This is a genomic window from Streptomyces sp. NPDC054847 (genome assembly GCF_053610925.1).
This window is the reverse complement of the sequence record NZ_JBSGZJ010000122.1, coordinates 1-16866: the sequence shown is the minus strand read 5'-3', so window position 1 is coordinate 16866 and position 16866 is coordinate 1. Positions and strand designations below refer to the sequence as shown.

At 70.9% G+C, this 16866-nt stretch carries 14 protein-coding genes and 1 pseudogene; 8 read left to right on the top strand and 7 right to left on the bottom strand.

Features of this window, described 5'->3' with window-relative positions; translation table 11 throughout:
* Together ACWGH4_RS15250 and ACWGH4_RS15245 are read left to right on the top strand one after the other, a co-directional pair.
* A pseudogene (locus ACWGH4_RS15250) lies at positions 1–987 on the top strand (IS200/IS605 family accessory protein TnpB-related protein); the annotation flags it as partial.
* Positions 988–1123: 136 nt separating this feature from the next.
* Positions 1124–2086, top strand: a complete 963-nt coding sequence (locus tag ACWGH4_RS15245; protein WP_453460374.1) for a LysR family transcriptional regulator — start codon at positions 1124–1126, stop codon at positions 2084–2086.
* A 215-nt stretch (positions 2087–2301) separates the two neighbouring features.
* Here the strand turns inward: ACWGH4_RS15245 and ACWGH4_RS15240 are convergent, their stop codons facing one another.
* Positions 2302–3021 (bottom strand): TetR/AcrR family transcriptional regulator, encoded by a 720-nt coding sequence (locus ACWGH4_RS15240; RefSeq protein WP_453460371.1) that lies wholly within the window; start codon positions 3019–3021, stop codon positions 2302–2304.
* Positions 3022–3167: 146 nt separating this feature from the next.
* A complete protein-coding gene (locus ACWGH4_RS15235) occupies positions 3168–3926 on the bottom strand; it encodes an SDR family oxidoreductase (RefSeq protein ID WP_453460369.1) in 759 nt (252 codons plus the stop codon).
* A 237-nt stretch (positions 3927–4163) separates the two neighbouring features.
* Here ACWGH4_RS15235 and ACWGH4_RS15230 point away from each other — a divergent pair, with 237 nt between their 5' ends.
* The gene (locus tag ACWGH4_RS15230) at positions 4164–4766 is read left to right on the top strand and encodes a GNAT family N-acetyltransferase (RefSeq protein WP_453460366.1); all 603 of its coding nucleotides are present in this window, start codon (positions 4164–4166) and stop codon (positions 4764–4766) included.
* A gap of 274 nt (positions 4767–5040) precedes the next feature.
* Here the strand turns inward: ACWGH4_RS15230 and ACWGH4_RS15225 are convergent, their stop codons facing one another.
* The 5 genes from ACWGH4_RS15225 to ACWGH4_RS15205 all read right to left on the bottom strand — a co-directional run bounded on the left by ACWGH4_RS15225 (position 5041) and on the right by ACWGH4_RS15205 (position 11139).
* Complete coding sequence (locus ACWGH4_RS15225; RefSeq protein WP_453460363.1) at positions 5041–5643, bottom strand: DinB family protein; 603 nt, start codon at positions 5641–5643, stop codon at positions 5041–5043.
* A 266-nt stretch (positions 5644–5909) separates the two neighbouring features.
* The gene (locus ACWGH4_RS15220; protein ID WP_441262070.1) at positions 5910–6815 is read right to left on the bottom strand and encodes a transporter substrate-binding domain-containing protein; all 906 of its coding nucleotides are present in this window, start codon (positions 6813–6815) and stop codon (positions 5910–5912) included.
* 9 nt (positions 6816–6824) lie between these two features.
* Entirely contained in the window at positions 6825–7562 is a 738-nt protein-coding gene (locus ACWGH4_RS15215) for a hypothetical protein (protein ID WP_453460360.1), read from the bottom strand.
* Positions 7559–8008 carry a hypothetical protein gene (locus ACWGH4_RS15210; protein ID WP_441262072.1) on the bottom strand — a complete coding sequence of 150 codons (450 nt, stop codon included), beginning with the start codon at positions 8006–8008 and terminating at the stop codon, positions 7559–7561. The genes ACWGH4_RS15215 and ACWGH4_RS15210 overlap by 4 nt, the downstream gene beginning before the upstream one ends.
* A 215-nt stretch (positions 8009–8223) precedes the next feature.
* Positions 8224–11139 carry a glycoside hydrolase family 48 protein gene (locus tag ACWGH4_RS15205; protein WP_453460357.1) on the bottom strand — a complete coding sequence of 972 codons (2916 nt, stop codon included), beginning with the start codon at positions 11137–11139 and terminating at the stop codon, positions 8224–8226.
* A gap of 523 nt (positions 11140–11662) precedes the next feature.
* On the opposite strand from ACWGH4_RS15205, the gene ACWGH4_RS15200 reads away from it, so the two are divergent.
* The 5 genes from ACWGH4_RS15200 to ACWGH4_RS15180 all read left to right on the top strand — a co-directional run bounded on the left by ACWGH4_RS15200 (position 11663) and on the right by ACWGH4_RS15180 (position 16834).
* On the top strand, positions 11663–13402 hold the full coding sequence (locus tag ACWGH4_RS15200) for a glycoside hydrolase family 6 protein (protein WP_453460377.1): 1740 nt from the start codon (positions 11663–11665) through the stop codon (positions 13400–13402).
* Positions 13403–13636: 234 nt separating this feature from the next.
* On the top strand, positions 13637–14644 hold the full coding sequence (locus ACWGH4_RS15195) for a LacI family DNA-binding transcriptional regulator (RefSeq protein ID WP_453460354.1): 1008 nt from the start codon (positions 13637–13639) through the stop codon (positions 14642–14644).
* 38 nt (positions 14645–14682) lie between these two features.
* Positions 14683–15213 carry a SigE family RNA polymerase sigma factor gene (locus tag ACWGH4_RS15190; RefSeq protein WP_441262075.1) on the top strand — a complete coding sequence of 177 codons (531 nt, stop codon included), beginning with the start codon at positions 14683–14685 and terminating at the stop codon, positions 15211–15213.
* Positions 15213–15920 (top strand): hypothetical protein, encoded by a 708-nt coding sequence (locus ACWGH4_RS15185; RefSeq protein ID WP_453460351.1) that lies wholly within the window; start codon positions 15213–15215, stop codon positions 15918–15920. The genes ACWGH4_RS15190 and ACWGH4_RS15185 overlap by 1 nt, the downstream gene beginning before the upstream one ends.
* Before the next feature lie 104 nt (positions 15921–16024).
* Positions 16025–16834, top strand: a complete 810-nt coding sequence (locus tag ACWGH4_RS15180; RefSeq protein ID WP_453460348.1) for a pectate lyase — start codon at positions 16025–16027, stop codon at positions 16832–16834.
* The last annotated feature ends 32 nt before the right edge of the window (positions 16835–16866 follow it).

Genomic DNA, 16866 nt, shown 5'->3' with positions numbered 1-16866 from the left:
AACGAGACGATCCGCATCACCCCCGACGGCGAGGTGTCGATCAAACTCCCGGCACCCCTGGCGTATCTGGCCAACGCCCCGCACGGCCGGTACGTCCTCGCCACGAAGGCCTCCTTCGCCCACCGGGGCAGCGAGTGGGCGGACCGGGTGGTCGCGAACCGGGCCGTGGCCTACCGCATCCACCACGACACTCGGCGCGACCGCTGGTATCTGACCGCCTCGTGGCAGATCCCGGCCGCCCCCACCGTTCCGCTCGAAGCCGCCCTCGCCCAGGGTGTGATCGGGGTCGACATGAATGCCGACCACCTCGCCGCCTGGCGCCTGGACACGCACGGCAACCCGTGCGGTGAACCCCGACGCTTCTTCTACGAGTTGACCGGCACCGCCCCACACCGCGCCGCCCAGGTACGCCACGCCCTCACCCGGCTCCTGCACTGGGCCCGGTCCTGCGGTGTCACAGCCATCGCGGTCGAGGACCTCGACTTCCAGGCCGAGAAGACCAGGGAGAAGCACGGCGGCAGGAAACGGTTTCGGCAGCTGATCTCCGGCATGCCCACCGGCCGGCTGCGTGCCCGGCTCGTCTCCATGGCCGACCGGACTGGTATCGCGATCATCGCCGTGGACCCGGCCTACACCAGCAAGTGGGGGGCCCAGCACTGGCAGAAGCCCCTCACCAGCACCACCCGCAAGACCAGCCGTCATGATGCCGCGAGCATCGCGATCGGCAGGCGCGCCCAGGGGCACCCGATCCGGCGACGGACGACACCGCCCCCGCACGACCAGAGCGATCGTGCGGGGCATCGGACCGTCCAGGCCGGCCCGGGCGCCCTCGGGCGTGAGGAACCCCGCCCCCGCATCCCCGGACCACGCACACGATGCGTGCCCCCGGACGCGGAGCGAAAGCGGGCGACCAGTGCGTCCAAAACCGTTCGGGACGCGCCAGTCGCACAGGTCTGGGTCCAAAACTCACTCCTGCTCACTGAATAGGAACGGTCGGCACCTGGAACGCGTCGTCACGCGGTCCAGGTTGCCGCCTGGATCCACGGAGATCTTCGCGAGGCTCAACTCCCAAGTCAATCCTAGGATTTCCTCGCAGCAGCCCAAGGAATATCTTGGACTCCCCATGACTCTTGATGATCTGCGCGTCTTCGTCGCCGTGTGCCGCGCCGGCAGCCTCAGTGCCGTCGCCCGCGAACTGTCCTGCACCCAGTCCGCCGTCAGCCAGCACGTGAAGCGGCTCGAGCGGGAGATCGGGACCGACCTGGTGGAACGGCATCCCCGCGGCGTCGTGCCCACTCGGGCGGGCCGACTCCTTCAGGCGGCCGCCGCCGACGGCATCGCCGGCCTCGACGTCGCACTGCGACGCCTCGCGGACCTCGTACGCGGTGACGGCGGCTCGGTACGCATCACCACCGGCGCCACCACCGTGCGCCATTTCATGTCGGCGGCGGTGGTCGAATTCCGGCGCCGGCACCCCCAGGTCAGCCTGGAGTTCCAGACGGAGAGCTCCAGCCGCAGCTGCTTCGACGCGCTCGCGGCCCACGACCTGGACCTGGCATGGATCACCATCGGCGATCCCGTGCGCGGCGTCGAGCAACGCCGGGTGATCGACCTGCCCTGGGTGCTGGCCGTCCACGCGGACGACCCGCTCGCCGCCCGCAGCCGGATCGAGCGGCAGGATCTCGCCGGCATCCGCCACATCCGGCTGCCCGAGAATTCCACGTCGCGCGCCCGGCTCGACGCCGCCTTCGCCGAGTGGGGCATCCACGCCACCTCGGACACCGGCGTCGCCGACTGGGACACCGCCATCCTCCTCGCCGAACTCGGCCTCGGCCACGCCGTCGTCCCCGCCCTGCCCGGCTGGAGCGGCTCCGCCCACCCTTCGCTGCGCTTCGTCCCGATCCCGGATCTTCCCGCCCTCTCAGCGGGCTGGGCGGTACGGAAGTGGGACGCCCTGTCGCCGCTGGCCCGCGCCTTCGCGGACATGGTCGCCGCCAGGAGCGGCCGAGAGTCGCTCCCCGGCCCCGGCCACGGGCCCGCCGGGGCCGGGACGGCGCGCCGAGGCGGCGGGGCTCGCAGCACCTGACGTACGGACCGGGAGCGCGGCAGCTGGTGGTGTCCACGGCCACCCTTGGACTACCAACTGCTCGTACGAGGGCTCGGCTTCCGTGCCCACGGCACCGTCCAGGACGACGTCTTCCGATGGCTGACGGGCCGCCGGCGGGCAGCCTGGTGAACCCCGACGGCGCCGCCCTCCCGCGCCGGTCCGAGCGCGGAGGCCGGTGGACAACCCCGCCGTGCTCAAGAAGTGTCGGACAGCCGTCCCAGCCACTCGCTCAGGAGACCGCTCTCCGCGCCGGTCAGTGCCGGGGACGGTGCGTGGGCGAGCAGGGCGTCGAGTGTCGCCGCGGTCGAGGGGACGTCCGCCCCGCTCCGCCCGTCCGCCGGTCCAACGGACGGCGTGGCCTCGGCGTAGGCGTCCGGAGTGAGGATCGCGGCGTGGACGGCGTCGCGGACCCGGGTGGACAGGGCCGCGTCCTCGAAGGTGGTGGGGCGGGACACCAGCATCAGTGCCACCCCCACGTTCGCCGCCATGACCATCTGCGCGGCCACGCGCGGCGCGAGCCGCAGCTTGCCGAGTGCCGCCGCACGTTCCAGGTCCCGGGTCAGGATCCGATGGGACTCCAGGGCCGCGGCGGGCGGGGTGCGCATGGCGGGGGAGTTCATCAGGCGGTACAGGTTCGGGTTGGCCAGGGCGAAGGCCACATGGGTGTCCCAGCCGTCCCGCAGGTCCTGGACGGGGTCCGCCCCGGGGCTGCGCTCACGCTTCGTGGCCAGATACTTGTCGAAACCGTGGTCCACGACCGCCGAGAGCAGACCTTCCTTGTCCCCGAAGTGCCGGTAGAGCGCCGGCGCTCCCACATGGGCCCCCTCGCACACGGCGCGAGTGGAGATGTCGCCGTCGGGGGAGGCCGCGACCAGGTCGGCGGCGACTTCGAGGATGCGGTCACGGGTGCTCATGGCGGCGACGCTACCAAGCCGCGTAGCGGCGCTACGCGCCCTCGGCACGGGAGGTCACCTCCCTCGGCGACGGCTGACGAGGACGGTCTCACCGATGGCATGACGCCCGGCATGAGCGCGGCTGGGGCCGACCGGCGCCACGGGGCTCAGATCGCGCCGCCGTTGGCGCGCAGGACCTGGCCGTTGATCCAGCGGGCGGGGCCGGCGAGGAAGGAGACGACCTCGGCGATGTCGGCAGGGGTGCCGAGGCGCTCCAGCGGGTTCATCTTCGACATCCGCTCGATGGTCTCGGCGTCCTTGCCGTCCAGGAACAGTGCGGTGGCGGTCGGTCCCGGGGCGACAGCGTTGACGGTGATGTCCCGGCCCCGCAGCTCGCGGGCGAGAATCAGCGTGACGGCCTCGACGGCGCCCTTGGTGGCGGCGTACGCGCTGTAGCCGGGGAGGGCGAGGCCCAGGACGGACGTCGAGAAGTTGATGACGGCGCCGCCGGAGCGCAGTCGGCGGGCGGCCTGCTGGTTGACGACGAACGTGCCGCGGACGTTGGTGCGGTGCATCCGGTCCAGCGCGTCCAGGTCGAGGTCGACCAGCGGCGCGAGCGTCATGACGCCTGCCGCGTGGACGACCACGTCCACGCCGCCGTAGGTGTCCTCGGCCAGATCGAAGAGGGCGGCGACCGCCTGCTCGTCGGCCACGTCGGCGCGGAAGGCGATGGCCTGCCCGCCCGCAGCGGTGACAGCGGTGACCGCAGCCTCGGCCTCGGCCCGGTTGCCCGCGTAGTTGATCACGACGGCGAAGCCGTCCGCGGCCAGCCGCTCCGCGCTCTCACGGCCGATGCCCCGGGAGCCGCCGGTGACGATCGCGACGCGGCGCGGGGTGGGGGTGGGGGTCCGGCTCTGCTCGGTCATCGTGTCGCTCCTGTCGGGAGGTGGGAAGGGCAGTACCTCGAACTCGCGTAATCAACGCTAACACGTACGGCGTAGCGACGCTACTGCGATCCGGTAGGGGTGCTGCCGTGTTCGCGTCGCTGCCCGCACACCCCGAATGTCCGTACCGGAGTGCCTCTTTGTCCCCCGTGCGCCTCCCTGCCCACGGACAAGGACCCCGCCCCTCCGGTCAAGATCATCGAGTGCAGAATGGCCCGTATGGCGATAACGAACATGCCGAAAACGGCAACGATCGACGACGCTCCGCAGATCAGCCCGATCCTGGCCCGTGCCTTCGACGACGACCCGATGATGCGCTGGTTCTTCCCCGACGACGATGCGCGCGAGGCGGTGCTGGGCCGCTACTTCGCCACGATCTTCACCCGGCAGTACGGGCGCCACGGCGTGTGCGAGCACACCGAGGCGGCGGCCGCGTTCTGGGTGCCGCCGGAGGCGCAGGCCAAGGCCGTTCCCGACGCCGGGACGATCCAGGAACTCCTGGCCATTCTCGGTGACCGGGCTCCGCTGTTCAGGGACGCTGTCGAGACGGCCGCGAAGCACACACCTCAGGAACCGCACTGGTACCTGGCGATGATCGGCGCCGACCCGGCCGCCCAGGGCCAGGGACACGGGGCGGCCCTGCTGCGCTCGGGGCTGGCCAAGGCCGACGCGGCAGGTCTGCCCACCTATCTGGAGTCCTCCAAGCCCTCCAACCTCCCCTTCTACGAGCACTTCGGTTTCACCGTGCGCGAGGAGGTGCAGCTGCCGGGGGGCGGGCCGGAGCTGTGGGGGATGTGGCGCAGGCCGGCCGACTCCCGCTGACCGCCCCGGGAACCGGGCCAGGGGGACGGCGCGCGAGGCGCCGAGCATGGCGGTGACGCGGCGGCGTCGACCCGGGTACGGCCCCCGCCGGGGGCGTACCCGGTCCCGCCGGCCGCCGGCCCCCGCCCGCCGTCGGCCGCCCCCGCCCGGGGGCGTACGGTCCGCCGTCCGCAGCCCGCCGCCCGCCGTCCGCCGGTGACGGTCAGGACAGGAGCCCGGTGAGACCCGCGCCGTCGCGTCGGGCGTGACGGTCAGGCGCGAAGCGTCTCCGTCTTCACCGGGACCCGCGCGCTCGGCGGTCGGCCTCCTCGGCCGTGCGCTCCAGCCGGCTTCGGTGGTTCTCCCACCACGCCGAGTCCCCGGGAGCCATGCCGCGGTTGTTCGCGTTCATGCCGACGGCACCGTCCGTGAGTTCCCGCAGGATGTCGGCGTGACCGGCGTGCCGGTGCGTATCGGCGATCACACGCACGACGGCATGATGCAACGTCACCTCGTTCTTTCTGGGCCACCACGGCACCTTGCCGACCGTGTCCAGCGGCAGCGCGTCGATCGTCGCGTCCGCGTGCGCCCATGCCCGGTGGTAGAGCTCCACGATGTACTCGCGTGATTCGTCGGCGGTGGCCCACATGTCCGCGTTGGCCTCGGCGCCGTCCTCGAGCCAGGGCAACGGCTCGCCGGACGGCCGCCCGAAGGTGTCGCCGAGGTAGCCCAGCTCCACGCCGGCCACGTGCTTGACGAGGCCCAGGAGATTGGTGCCGGTCGGCGTCAGCGGGCGGCGGACGTCGTACTCGGAGAGCCCTTCGAGCTTCCACAGCAGGGCGTCACGGGCGGACTGGAGGTAGAAGTGAAGGTCAGCCTTGGGGCTCGATGCGTTCATCGGAACAGTCTGCCGCTCGCGCGATCTTTGCTCACCATGTTTGTCGACCGCTCCCGGTGAACGGAACCGGTGGGCCCGGTTCGCCGACTTGGCAGGGAACTTGGGGGACGGTCCGGGCCGCGGCGAGACGTTTCGGTGCGCCGCCCGTGCCACGCGCCGCTCGTGCCACGCGCCGCTCGTGGGCGCGTCGGCGCGCACCCGACGACCCGGCGCTGACCGGAGCGGCTGCGGGCCGGGACCACGGGGCGGCCCGGCGGCCCCCCCGCTCACGGGCTGGTCGTGTCCCGGCAGGACCGGGCCTCGATCGCCGCGGTGCTCGGCTTGTGGCTGCTGATCCAGCCGCGGTTCTCCTCGGTGAGAGCCGGCAGGGACGTCTCGACGTCCCGGATCCAGGTGCTGGTGCCCACGTGCTTCTTCAGCCATGCCTCGAGGCGGCGGCAGTCCTCCTTGTGCCCCTTCCGCAGCCCGATGCCGTAGTGCTGCGGTGCTCCTATCGTCACGTCCGGCACCACACGCAGCCCGTCCTTCTCGTGCTGACGGGCGAAGCCGTACAGGATCGCCTGGTCGGTGGAGACCGCCTGGACCCGGCCGGCGACGAGTTCGTCGATGCAGTCGGACGCGTCGTCAAGGGTGACCGGGTCCGCGCCCACCGTGTCCTTGATGTCGTCCAGGGCTTCCTGGGACGTGGTCCCCTCCCAGGTGCAGATGCTGGTGCCGCGCAGGTCGGCCAGGGTCTCCACCTCGGTGCCCGAAGCGACGAGGAACCCCTGCCGGGTGGTCAGATAGGGGCCCACGAAGTCGACCTCGTCCATGCGTTCGGCGGTGATGGAGAAGGAGGCGATCGTCATGTCCGCCTTCTTCCCCAGCAGTTGGGTCACCCGGTCGCCGGAGGAGACGTCCACGGGCTCGCTGAACGCGACGTCGAGCTCCTCCTCGATGTGCTGGAGCAGCAGGAAGTCCAGCCCCGATCGGTCGTAGTTCGCGGAGTAGGACAGGCCGGGCAGGTCGTTGTGCATCGCGACGGTCACCCGGTTCACCCCGAGGAACGTCGGCTCCGGTTCATCGGTGGAGCAGGCAGCCAGACTCACAAGCGTGGCGACGGCTGTCGCCGTGCCGATCAGGCGCTTCGGCACGCGTACGGTGGAACGCCAGGATTCCGGGATGTCGGACACGGTGTCCTCTCAGTCGTGAAGTACGACGTCCGCGACGGAAAGGCTCATCCGGCAGCCTTCGTCGGTCAGCAGGGTGATCCGGGCCTCGATCTCGCCCTCCAGCCCGCCCAGAGGGAACTCGACCGCCTCGCCGCTCCGCACACCCTCGACCCGGGTGTTCGCGTTCCCGGGCAGTTCGGCGGTGTAGGTGGTCTCCGGGCCGCAGAACTGCGAGCCGCGGGCCGCGTCCCTGATCGTGAGGGTCAGGCGCAGACGTGAGCGGTCGGCGGGGCTGTCCACGACGAGCCGCAGCCGTGAGCCGTTCGTGGCCGTGTCCGGGGTGATCCGGGTCCGCCCGGTGACATCGATCTCGCCGTGTTCCGCGAGGTGGTCCATGCCGATGGTGCCGGCGACCGCGCAGATCACCGCAGTCGCCGACATGAGCACCCGCCAGCGGCGGGCCCTCCGCTCGCCCGAGGGGGCTATCAGCCGTGCCAGCGCCAGCGCGACCGCGGAGCCGATGGCGGCGTAGACCCACACGAACTGGTGGAGCGGCCCGTCGGGCGCGGTGATCAGGGCGATGCTGCCGAGCGAGAGCACCAGCAGGAACGGCGGCCAGTTCCAGCCGCCCCAGCGCTTGGCCTTGTCGGCGAACTCGACGACGTCTCCGACGAACACGCTGAGGAACAGTTTGCTGACGAACCCGATCGCCGGGGACTGGTCGCCGGTGGTGCTGGCGCGGCTGTCGACCGGGTGCTCACCGGTCAACTACCGGCCCCCTGACCGGGACGCGGGTTGAAGTAGAAGTTCGCGGTCTCCAGTTTGCCGATCGCCGGTGAGCCGTCGCCGTGCGACGTCACCTCGATCCGGTCGGCGCTGTGAGTGGTGCGACGGGCCAGCTCGATGTGCGACCGCAGGGACTCCGCGCTCAGGTCCTTCCCGGTGGTCAGCCAGGTGCCGATCGCTTCCTCCAGGACCTGCCGGTCGTCGGCGGAGAGTTGCTCGATGGCCGTGGCCGCGACCGTGTCCTCTTCGGTCTCCGGCGGGTCGTCGGGATTCCGGCGCAGCACCCTGCCCAGCAGGACCCGGCCTCTCTCCACCGCGCTGTCCGCCAGCCTGGTCTGCGCCGAATCGACGACGGCGCCGGCGAACGACGTCGCGGCGGTGCTGACGAACGGGGCGATGACAGCGGCGGCTGTCAGTAATTCGGACATGCGATCTCCCTCCGGATCAGCCTGAACTCTACTCAACGTTGCGTGTGGCGGAAGTGACTCAGCGCAACTGAAAATTCGCTGGGGGAGCACGACGGAGCCGGGCGGCATCACTCTGGATGCCGGCCCGGCTCCGCCGTCAACGACTGCCCGGTCCGGTGACCGCCCCGTGGCGACCTGCCCCAACAGGTCGCGGGCGGGCGCTCACCGGTCGTGCGTCACTCGAGCAGCTCCGCGTACGCGCCCATGGCGAGGGCGATGTCCGCCTGCGCCCAGAAGCGGTGGTACGTGAACTCCGGTGCGGCGCCGCCCGCCAGGTAACTCTCGATCTTCGACCAGGCGGGGTCGTCCTGGTAGAAGGAACGCAGCGACGCGAAGGTCGACGACGAGTTGATGGTGTCGCCGTTCGGCATCGTGCCCGTCCAGCCGCTGGGCACGTACACCGGGTCGTCGAACCGGCTGTAGTCGGTACGCGTCTCGGGCACAGCGATGCCGAGCGCGTCCTGGTGGTGGTCCCACATCCCGTCGAGCAGCGCCTTGGCCACGGACTTGGCCTCCGCGTCACCCGAACGTGCGGCGTAGTACGTCAGGACCTTGGCGTACGCGCCGGCCACGCCCACGTCCTGGGTGTAGTCGGCCACCGTCACGTGCAGACCGGCGTTGGCGCCCGGGTTCGCCGCGTTCCACGTGTCCGGCTTGCCGGACCACTGGAGCGTGGACGGGATCCGGAAGGTGCCGTCGGGGTTGACGGTCGTCTCGGAGAGCGCCCAGTCGACCCACTTGTCGAGCACCTCCTTCGCCTGCGCGTCACCCGTCTGCTGGTAGTACTCGGCGACCCGCTCCATGGACCACGCCTGGAAGCCGAACCACTGGTTCGACGGCGGGTCGTGGTAGACCGGCTTCTCGTCGTACGCCATCCCGTAGAAGGTGGGCGTACCGGCCGCCGGCGCCTCGTAGCGGCCGCCGACACTGTTCGTCGCACCGCCCGCGATGGCTCCCTCGTCGGCCTGCAGCCAGCGGTAGAACTCGATCTGCCGGTCCAGGCTCTTCGCCCAGTCCGCCTGCGCCGTCGGCGACTTGGGCTTCAGCGGGGCGTAGGCGCTGAGCGCGTACGCCGCGAGCGGGTTCTGGTAACCGCCGTGCGCGTGGCTGGAGCCGATCCGCCAGGCCCAGCCCGCCGAGGAGTCGGCCGCGCCGCCCCAGGCGTAGTACCAGGACAGCAGGTAGTGCGAGCTGTCCTTGCCGGTGCCGGCCGGGCAGGTCGTCGGACCCACGCAGTTGCCGACCTTCTTGAAGTACTTGTCGAACATGGCGTAGCGCAGGTAGTCGCCCATCTTGGCGGCCTTGGCGACCGTCCCGGAGACCTGGGAGCCCTTGCCCTGCTCCTTGGCCCACAGGTCTGCCCAGTAGGCGGCCTGCACGGCGCGGGCGTCCGCGTCCGGGGCGTTGGTGTACTTCCACTGCTTGGCGTAGGACGCGTCCTTGGTGAACAGGTCCAGGTAGCCGTTGGGGCCGCCGTAGGCGAACCGGTCACAGGTCGGCTGCGGCACCGTCTCCCACACCGATTCCTGCGGACCGCGCTGGAAGGTGTTGATGTACGAGGGGCCCGTCGCGCTCGGCCCGGCCTCGCACTTGCCGGGTTCGTTGCCGTACCCGTAGACGTTGTCGACGTCCTGGAGCCAGTGCATGCCGTAGACGTCGTCCGTGCCGTACGCGCTCTTCAGCTCCGCCGCGATCGGGTCCTTGCCGGATGTCACGGAGGGCTGGAGCTCGGCCGGGTACTGGGAGGGCTGGTCGTGCTCCGGCGCGTAGGTCGCCGGCTTGTTCGGGTCGTAGTAGGAGCCGGTGGCCTGGTCGGTGTGCGTGGGGATCATGTACTTCTCCATGATCTCCCAGGCGCCGTTGAACTTCGTCCAGTCACCGCTGATCCGGCCGTACATGGCCTGGAGCCAGATCAGGTAGCTGTACGCCTCCGACGTCGTCTCGTGCCCGTGGTCGGGGGCCTCGACGATCAGCGTCTCGACGGAGTGGTACGGGATGCCCTCGGGCGAGAAGTAGCCGTTGGCCGGGTCGGTGATCTTCCCGTACAGCTCGAGGAAGCGCCCGTCGTACTCCTTCGAACCGCCCAGTTGCGTCACCGTCACCTCGGCCGCCGTATGGCCGGGGGCGGTCACCCTGAAGGTGGCCGCGCCGGTGCCCTGGCTGTCGGCGGCGATGGTCACCTTCTGCGCCGTGTTCCAGTTCGACGGGGTGAAGGTGAGACTTCCGCCGCTGCTCACGCTCAGGCCGGTGTTGCCCGCCGTGCGGGCCACGGAAACCGTGACGTTCGACGGCGGCTGGGTGGACAGCTTGACGTCGAACGTTCCGGAACCGCCCTGCTGGACGCCGAGTTGCGTGGGTGAGGCCACGAGCGCAGGGCCGGTGGCCACGGTGATGCCGACCGGGGTCGACTCGGCCGAGGCGCCCTGGCTGTCGTAGGCCTTGGCGTAGAGCGAGTAGGCGCCGGCCGCCAGGCCCGCGGCGCTGAACGTGTACGGGGAGCTGGTGTCCGTGCCCAGCAGGGTCGTGTCGCTGTAGAACTCGACCTTGGTGACACTCGCGCCGTCGGCCGCGGCGGCCGTCGCGGCCAGCGGGACGGGGTCGCCGGCGGAGAAGACCGCACCGGCCGCCGGGCTGGTGAGCACGGCGATCGGCGGCTGGTGGGCGCCGGTGCATGGGGTGCCGTTGACGGCGAAGGAGGTGGGCGCGGCGTTGGCGCCGCTGTAGGAGAACTGGGCGCCGGTGCTGACGGCGGCACCGGCGGCGATCGACCGGCTCCAGGTGGGCGCCTTGACCGTGACGGTGCTGCCCGACTGCGACCAGGTGCCGTTCCATCCGTTGCTGAGCTTCTGGTTCCCCGAGTAGGCGTACGTCAGGGTCCAGTCGTCGATCACTTCGGAACCGCGGTTGGTGATGGTGAGGTCGGTGGTGAAGCCGGAACCCCAGTCACTGGTCCGGTAGTCGACGCTGCACTGCACGGCGGCGGCGTGGGCCGGCGCCGTGCCGGTCGCGGTGAGGGTCAGGGGGAGCGAGAGGACGGCGGCCAGCGCCGTCAGTACGCGCCTCAGTGGGCGCCGTCTTCCTGGTGGAGACATGGGGGTGACTCTCCTAGCGGCTCGGGGAGTTGAGCACGGGCATGCTGAGCACAAGCCTTGAACCAGTGGGAGCGCTCCCACGGTGAGGTGGTGCGGCGGAGCTGTCAAGAGTTGTCACAGAAACCGGGGTGGAGAAGTGCGCTCCGTCAAGAAATTTGCCAAGTCCCCTTCTCTGCCCCGCCGTTCGGCGCTAGCCTCCGGTGCAACCAGTGGGAGCGGTTCCATCACGGGACACGCCGTTTTCGGCGCGTCCGAGCTGCAAGGAGTCGCTCATGCGTCACCCCCCGCACCTTGCCGTCGCTCCGCCCGGTGTCCTGCCCGCACCGGGCGCAATCGCGCTGCGACGGTTCACGTATCCCCGTAAAGAGTCTCCGCAACGGGACAGAACTGCCCCCCGTTTTCGGTCACTTGGCTGGGAGCGCTCCCACTGGCAGGCCGTGTGCACACGGCTGCTCGACCAGCGCAATGCCCCCACCCCCGATTCGCCGACGAGAGGACACGTCACCCCATGAGCCGCGACACCATGAGCCGTGCCACCGCACCACCGCTGCGACGGAAGCGCACCGCCCTGCTGGCCGCCTGCAGCCTTCTGGCCACCGGCGCCGGCGCCGTCACCCTCATGCAGACGCCCGCCGCCGCCGCGGCGGTCGCATGCAGCGTCGACTACCAGACCAGCGACTGGGGCTCCGGCTTCACGACCACGGTCAACGTCAAGAACACCGGCACCACCGCGATCGAGAACTGGACGCTGACGTACGCCTATACGGGCAACCAGAAGCTCAGCAGCGGCTGGAACGGCACCTGGTCGCAGTCAGGCAGCACCGTCACGGTCAAGGGCACAGACTGGAACCGGTCCATCGCCGGCGGCGCGACCGTCTCACCGGGCGCGCAGTTCTCCTACAGCGGCACCAACACCGCGCCGACGTCCTTCGCGGTCAACGGTGTGACCTGTAACGGCGGCACCACGCCCACCGACCCGCCCACCGACCCGCCCACCGACCCCCCGGCCGGTGACAAGGTCGACAACCCGTTCGTCGGCGCCAAGATGTACGTCAACCCCGAATGGTCGGCGAAGGCCGCCGCCGAACCGGGCGGCAGCCGCATCGCCAACACCTCGACCTCCGTGTGGCTCGACCGCATCGCGGCGATCGAGGGCGTCAACGGCGGGATGGGTCTGCGCGACCACCTCGACGAGGCGCTCAAGCAGGCCGGCGGCAGCCCGCTGGCCATCAACCTCGTCGTCTACGACCTCCCCGGCCGCGACTGCGCCGCACTCGCCTCCAACGGCGAGCTCGGGCCCGAGGAGCTCCCGCGCTACAAGAGCGAGTTCATCGACCCGATCGCGGCCGCCGTCGCCGACCCGAAGTACGCGAGCCTGCGGATCACCACCGTCATCGAGATCGACTCGCTGCCCAACCTCATCACCAACGCGGGCAGCCGGCCCACCGCCACCCCGCAGTGCGACGTGATGAAGGCGAACGGCAACTACGTCAAGGGTGTCGGCTACGCGCTGTCCAAGCTCGGCCCGATCCCCAACGTCTACAACTACATCGACGCCGGTCACCACGGCTGGCTGGGCTGGGACGACAACTTCGGCCCCTCCGCCGAACTGTTCGCCCAGGCCGCCAAGGCCGAGGGCAGCAAGATGGAGTACGTCACCGGCTTCATCACCAACACCGCCAACTACGGCCCCCTCAAGGAGCCGCACTTCACGATCAACGACGCGGTGGGCGGCACCTCGGTGCGCCAGTCGAAGTGGGTCGACTGGAACCGCTACGTCGATGAGCTGTCCTACGCCCAGGCCTTCCGCCAGCGCCTGGTCCAGGCAGGCTTCGCCTCCAACATCGGCATGCTGATCGACACCTCCCGCAACGGCTGGGGCGGCACCGCACGGCCCACCGGACCGGGGCCGCAGACCAACGTCGACACCTACGTCAACGGCGGCAAGCTCGACCGCCGGATCCACCTCGGCAACTGGTGCAACCAGGCGGGCGCGGGCCTCGGCGAGCGGCCGAAGGCGGCTCCCGAGGCGGGCATCGACGCCTACCTGTGGGTCAAGCCCCCGGGTGAGTCCGACGGCTCCAGCTCGGAGATCCCGAACGACGAGGGCAAGGGCTTCGACCGGATGTGCGACCCGACCTACACGGGCAACGTGCGCAACGGGAACAACATGTCCGGCGCGCTGGGCGGTGCCCCGGTCTCCGGCCACTGGTTCTCCGCGCAGTTCCAGGAGCTCATGAAGAACGCCCACCCGGCGCTCTAGGGTCTTTCGTTCGGATCGGGCCGGATCCGGACGAGAGGCCTTAGGGTCCTCGTTCGGATCGGGCACGGCAGGATCCGGACGAGAGGTCCCGGCAGCGGGCACACCGCGCGAGCGGTGACCCGCGGGCGCTCCGACGCGCCTCGGCCGACCTGGACAGGCCATGACCCGCAACTTTAGGGTCATGGCTCTCAGGACGCCGAGGCGCGTCACAACGTTCCGCCGTGGAGTGCACGAATGGTCACCCTTGCTGATGTCGCCCGCCACGCAGGCGTCTCCGCCAGCACGGTCAGCTATGTCCTCAGCGGCAAACGCTCGATCTCCCGGAGTACCCGCGAGCGGGTCGAGCGGAGCATCGAAGAACTCGGCTACCGGCCGCACGCCGGCGCCCGCGCGCTCGCCAGCAACCGGTCCGGCATCATCGCGCTGATGGTGCCGCTGCGCACCGACATCTATGTGCCCGTGATGCTCCAGATCGCCATGGCCGTCACCACCACGGCCCGCGCCCACGGCTACGACGTCCTCCTGCTCACCGGGGAGGAGGGCCCGGAGGCCGTGCGGCGCATCGAGGGCAGCGCGGTGGCGGACGCGATGATCGTCATGGACGTGGAGCTCGACGACGAACGGCTGCCGCTGCTGCGGGCCGCCCGGCGCCCCGCCGTGCTCATCGGACTGCCCGCCGACACCGGCGGCATCGGCTGCGTCGACCTCGACTTCACGGCGGCCGGGGCACTGTGCGTGGAACACCTGGCCGGGCTCGGCCACCGGGAGATCGCGTTCATCGGCGAGGCCCCCGGGGTGTACGAACGCCACACCGGCTTCGCCGAGCGCACCCTCGCCGGACTGCGCTCCGCCGCCGGGACGCACGGCATGCGGCTCCTGCACCGCCCCTGCGCGAGCGGCTGGACCGCGGTCGCCGCCACCCTCGGACGGATCCTCGAGGAACGCCCCGGCACGACGGCCTTCGTCGTGCAGAACGAGGCCACCACAGACCCCCTGCTGGCCCTGCTGCGCCAGCAGCGGCTGGCCGTACCGGAGGACGTGTCCGTCGTCGCCATCTGCCCCGACCAGGTCGCGGCGCAGGCATCGGTGCCGCTCACCGCCGTCACGGTTCCGGCGCAGGACATGGGCCGGCGCGCGGTCGAGCAGGTGGTGGCCGTGCTGGACGGCGGGGAGGCGGCGCGGACCGTGCTCCTCGCACCCGAACTCACCGTGCGGGCCAGCTCCGGCCCCGCTCCCCGCTGACGCGCCGCACCGCGCCGGGACCGGAGGGAGAGGACATCATGGCCACAGCCGCCGATGAGGCGCGCGCGGAATTCCAGGCGTTCTTCGAGCGCCACTACGCCGAACTCGCCCGTCTCGCCCATCTGCTGACCGGCGAGGCCGACGCCGCCGACGACCTCGCCGCCGACGCGATGCTCGCGCTGTGGGACCGCTGGGACCGTGCGCGCGCCGCCGACCATCCCGTCGCCTACGCCCGTGGCGTCGTCGCCAATCTCGCCCGCAGCCGCATCCGGAGCGCCGTCAGGGAACGGCGCCGGGTGGCGCTGTTCTGGTCGCAGCGCTCCGAGAAGACCGACGGGCCCGACGTCCCCGTCGTCGTCGACGTGCGGGAGGCGCTGCGCGCCCTGCCGTTCCGTAAACGCGCCTGCGTCGTACTGCGCCATGCTTTCGACCTGTCGGAGCGCGATACGGCCCTGGCGCTCGGCGTCTCGGTCGGCACGGTCAAGAGCCAGACCTCCAAGGGCATGGCGGAACTGCAACGGCTGCTGGGTCCCATGGCAGCCTCTGAGCTGGTCGGAGGCCGGAACTGATGGACGAGGTGCGCAGGCGGCTGCGGGAGGCGGCGGCGTCCCACCGCCCCGACCGGGAGCGGATGCTCGCCCGCGTCGAACGCGGCATGGCGGAGGACCGGCAGCCGGCCGGGGCGGTGCCGGCGGGGCCGGGCCGCGCGAACCGGCTGGCGATCGCCGGAGCGACGGCGGCGGTCGTGGCGGTCCTGGCACTCGGCGGCCACACCGTGGCGACCATGGGCCGCGACGGCGACGGCGCGGCGGCCGGTGGGGCCTCGCCGCCCGCCTCCCCGGCACCGGGCGGCACCGAACGGCCGTCACCGGCACGGACCGAGGACGGCCACCTGTGGTCCGACGGCTCCGTGGACCCGCACAGCAACAGCTACTGGGCGCAGAGCAACGTCACGGTGAAGAACCGCAAGGCGCTGACCTCACTCACGGTGGAGCTGCGGATCACCGACACCGGCGGCGTGGCGAGCACCGGCGGCTGGCGCACCCGTCCCGCCGGCGACTTCGACTTCTCCGTACGGAAGGAAAGCGGCGCCCTCGTCTACCGCTGGACGCTGCGGCCGGGGCGTACGGTCCCGCCGGGGCAGCACGTCTTCGCCGGCCAGTACAACCATGCGGAGGGCGGCCGTGACGCGGCCGGGGACACGTACACGGTCCGTTCCGAGGCGTCGGGGGAACCGGCCGCGGTCCAGGGCGACTTCGCCCGCACACCGTCCTGACGGGTCGGGGAAGAAAATCGCGCGGCGGCGGCAACCTGGGGCCTTTCTGTGGCGACCTTCCGGCGTAGGTCTTCCAACCCCCCATGCGAAAGGGCCCAGAACACATGAGCCGACACAAGCGGAGCCTCCGGCGCCGCAGGACGGTCGCCGCGCTGGGAGCGGCGCTCGGGCTGACTGTGACCGGGATCGTCACCACCAGCATGCTCAACACGGCCGGCGCGGCGACCGCGTGGCCCAAGCCCAACGGCAGCTCGCCAGTGACCGCCACCATCGAGGTGTCCGGCACGTACGACGGCGGGCTGAAGCGGTTCTACGGCAGTGGTGACCTCGGCGACGGCGGCCAGGGCGAGGGCCAGCCTCCCATCTTCAAGCTGAAGGACGGCGCCGTACTGAAGAACGTCGTCCTCGGCTCGCCGGCCGCCGACGGCGTCCACTGCATGGGCAGTTGCACGCTGCAGAACGTCTGGTGGGAGGACGTCGGCGAGGACGCCGCCAGCTTCAAGGGCAAGTCCGCGGGCTCCGTCTACACCGTGTACGGCGGCGGCGCGCGCAAGGCGTCCGACAAGGTCTTCCAGTTCAACGGGGCGGGCAAGCTGGTCGTCACGAAGTTCCAGGTCTCCGACTTCGGCAAGCTGGTCCGTTCCTGCGGCAACTGCTCCACGCAGTACAAGCGGTCGATCATCGTCAACGACGTGGACGTCACCGCGCCGGGGAAGTCCCTCGTGGGCATCAACACCAACTACGGTGACACGGCGGCCCTGCGCAACGTCCGTATCCACGGCGACAGCAGCCGGAAGATCAAGCCCTGCATCCGCTACACGGGCAACGACTCCGGCGACGAACCGGTCGAGACGGGCAGCGGTCCGGACGGCACGTACTGCCGGTACGGCTCCTCCGACATCAGCTACAACTGACGCCGGAGCGCGGTGAAGAGCCCCCGCCGGCC

Bases quoted from the DNA above. Each gene is read 5' to 3' on its own strand.
- ACWGH4_RS15245 (WP_453460374.1), top strand. From the start codon at position 1,124: ATGACTCTTGATGATCTGCGCGTCTTCGTCGCCGTGTGCCGCGCCGGC.
- ACWGH4_RS15240 (WP_453460371.1), bottom strand. From the start codon at position 3,021: ATGAGCACCCGTGACCGCATCCTCGAAGTCGCCGCCGACCTGGTCGCG.
- ACWGH4_RS15235 (WP_453460369.1), bottom strand. From the start codon at position 3,926: ATGACCGAGCAGAGCCGGACCCCCACCCCCACCCCGCGCCGCGTCGCG.
- ACWGH4_RS15230 (WP_453460366.1), top strand. From the start codon at position 4,164: ATGGCGATAACGAACATGCCGAAAACGGCAACGATCGACGACGCTCCG.
- ACWGH4_RS15225 (WP_453460363.1), bottom strand. From the start codon at position 5,643: ATGAACGCATCGAGCCCCAAGGCTGACCTTCACTTCTACCTCCAGTCC.
- ACWGH4_RS15210 (WP_441262072.1), bottom strand. From the start codon at position 8,008: ATGTCCGAATTACTGACAGCCGCCGCTGTCATCGCCCCGTTCGTCAGC.
- ACWGH4_RS15205 (WP_453460357.1), bottom strand. From the start codon at position 11,139: ATGTCTCCACCAGGAAGACGGCGCCCACTGAGGCGCGTACTGACGGCG.
- ACWGH4_RS15200 (WP_453460377.1), top strand. From the start codon at position 11,663: ATGAGCCGTGCCACCGCACCACCGCTGCGACGGAAGCGCACCGCCCTG.
- ACWGH4_RS15195 (WP_453460354.1), top strand. From the start codon at position 13,637: ATGGTCACCCTTGCTGATGTCGCCCGCCACGCAGGCGTCTCCGCCAGC.
- ACWGH4_RS15190 (WP_441262075.1), top strand. From the start codon at position 14,683: ATGGCCACAGCCGCCGATGAGGCGCGCGCGGAATTCCAGGCGTTCTTC.
- ACWGH4_RS15185 (WP_453460351.1), top strand. From the start codon at position 15,213: ATGGACGAGGTGCGCAGGCGGCTGCGGGAGGCGGCGGCGTCCCACCGC.
- ACWGH4_RS15180 (WP_453460348.1), top strand. From the start codon at position 16,025: ATGAGCCGACACAAGCGGAGCCTCCGGCGCCGCAGGACGGTCGCCGCG.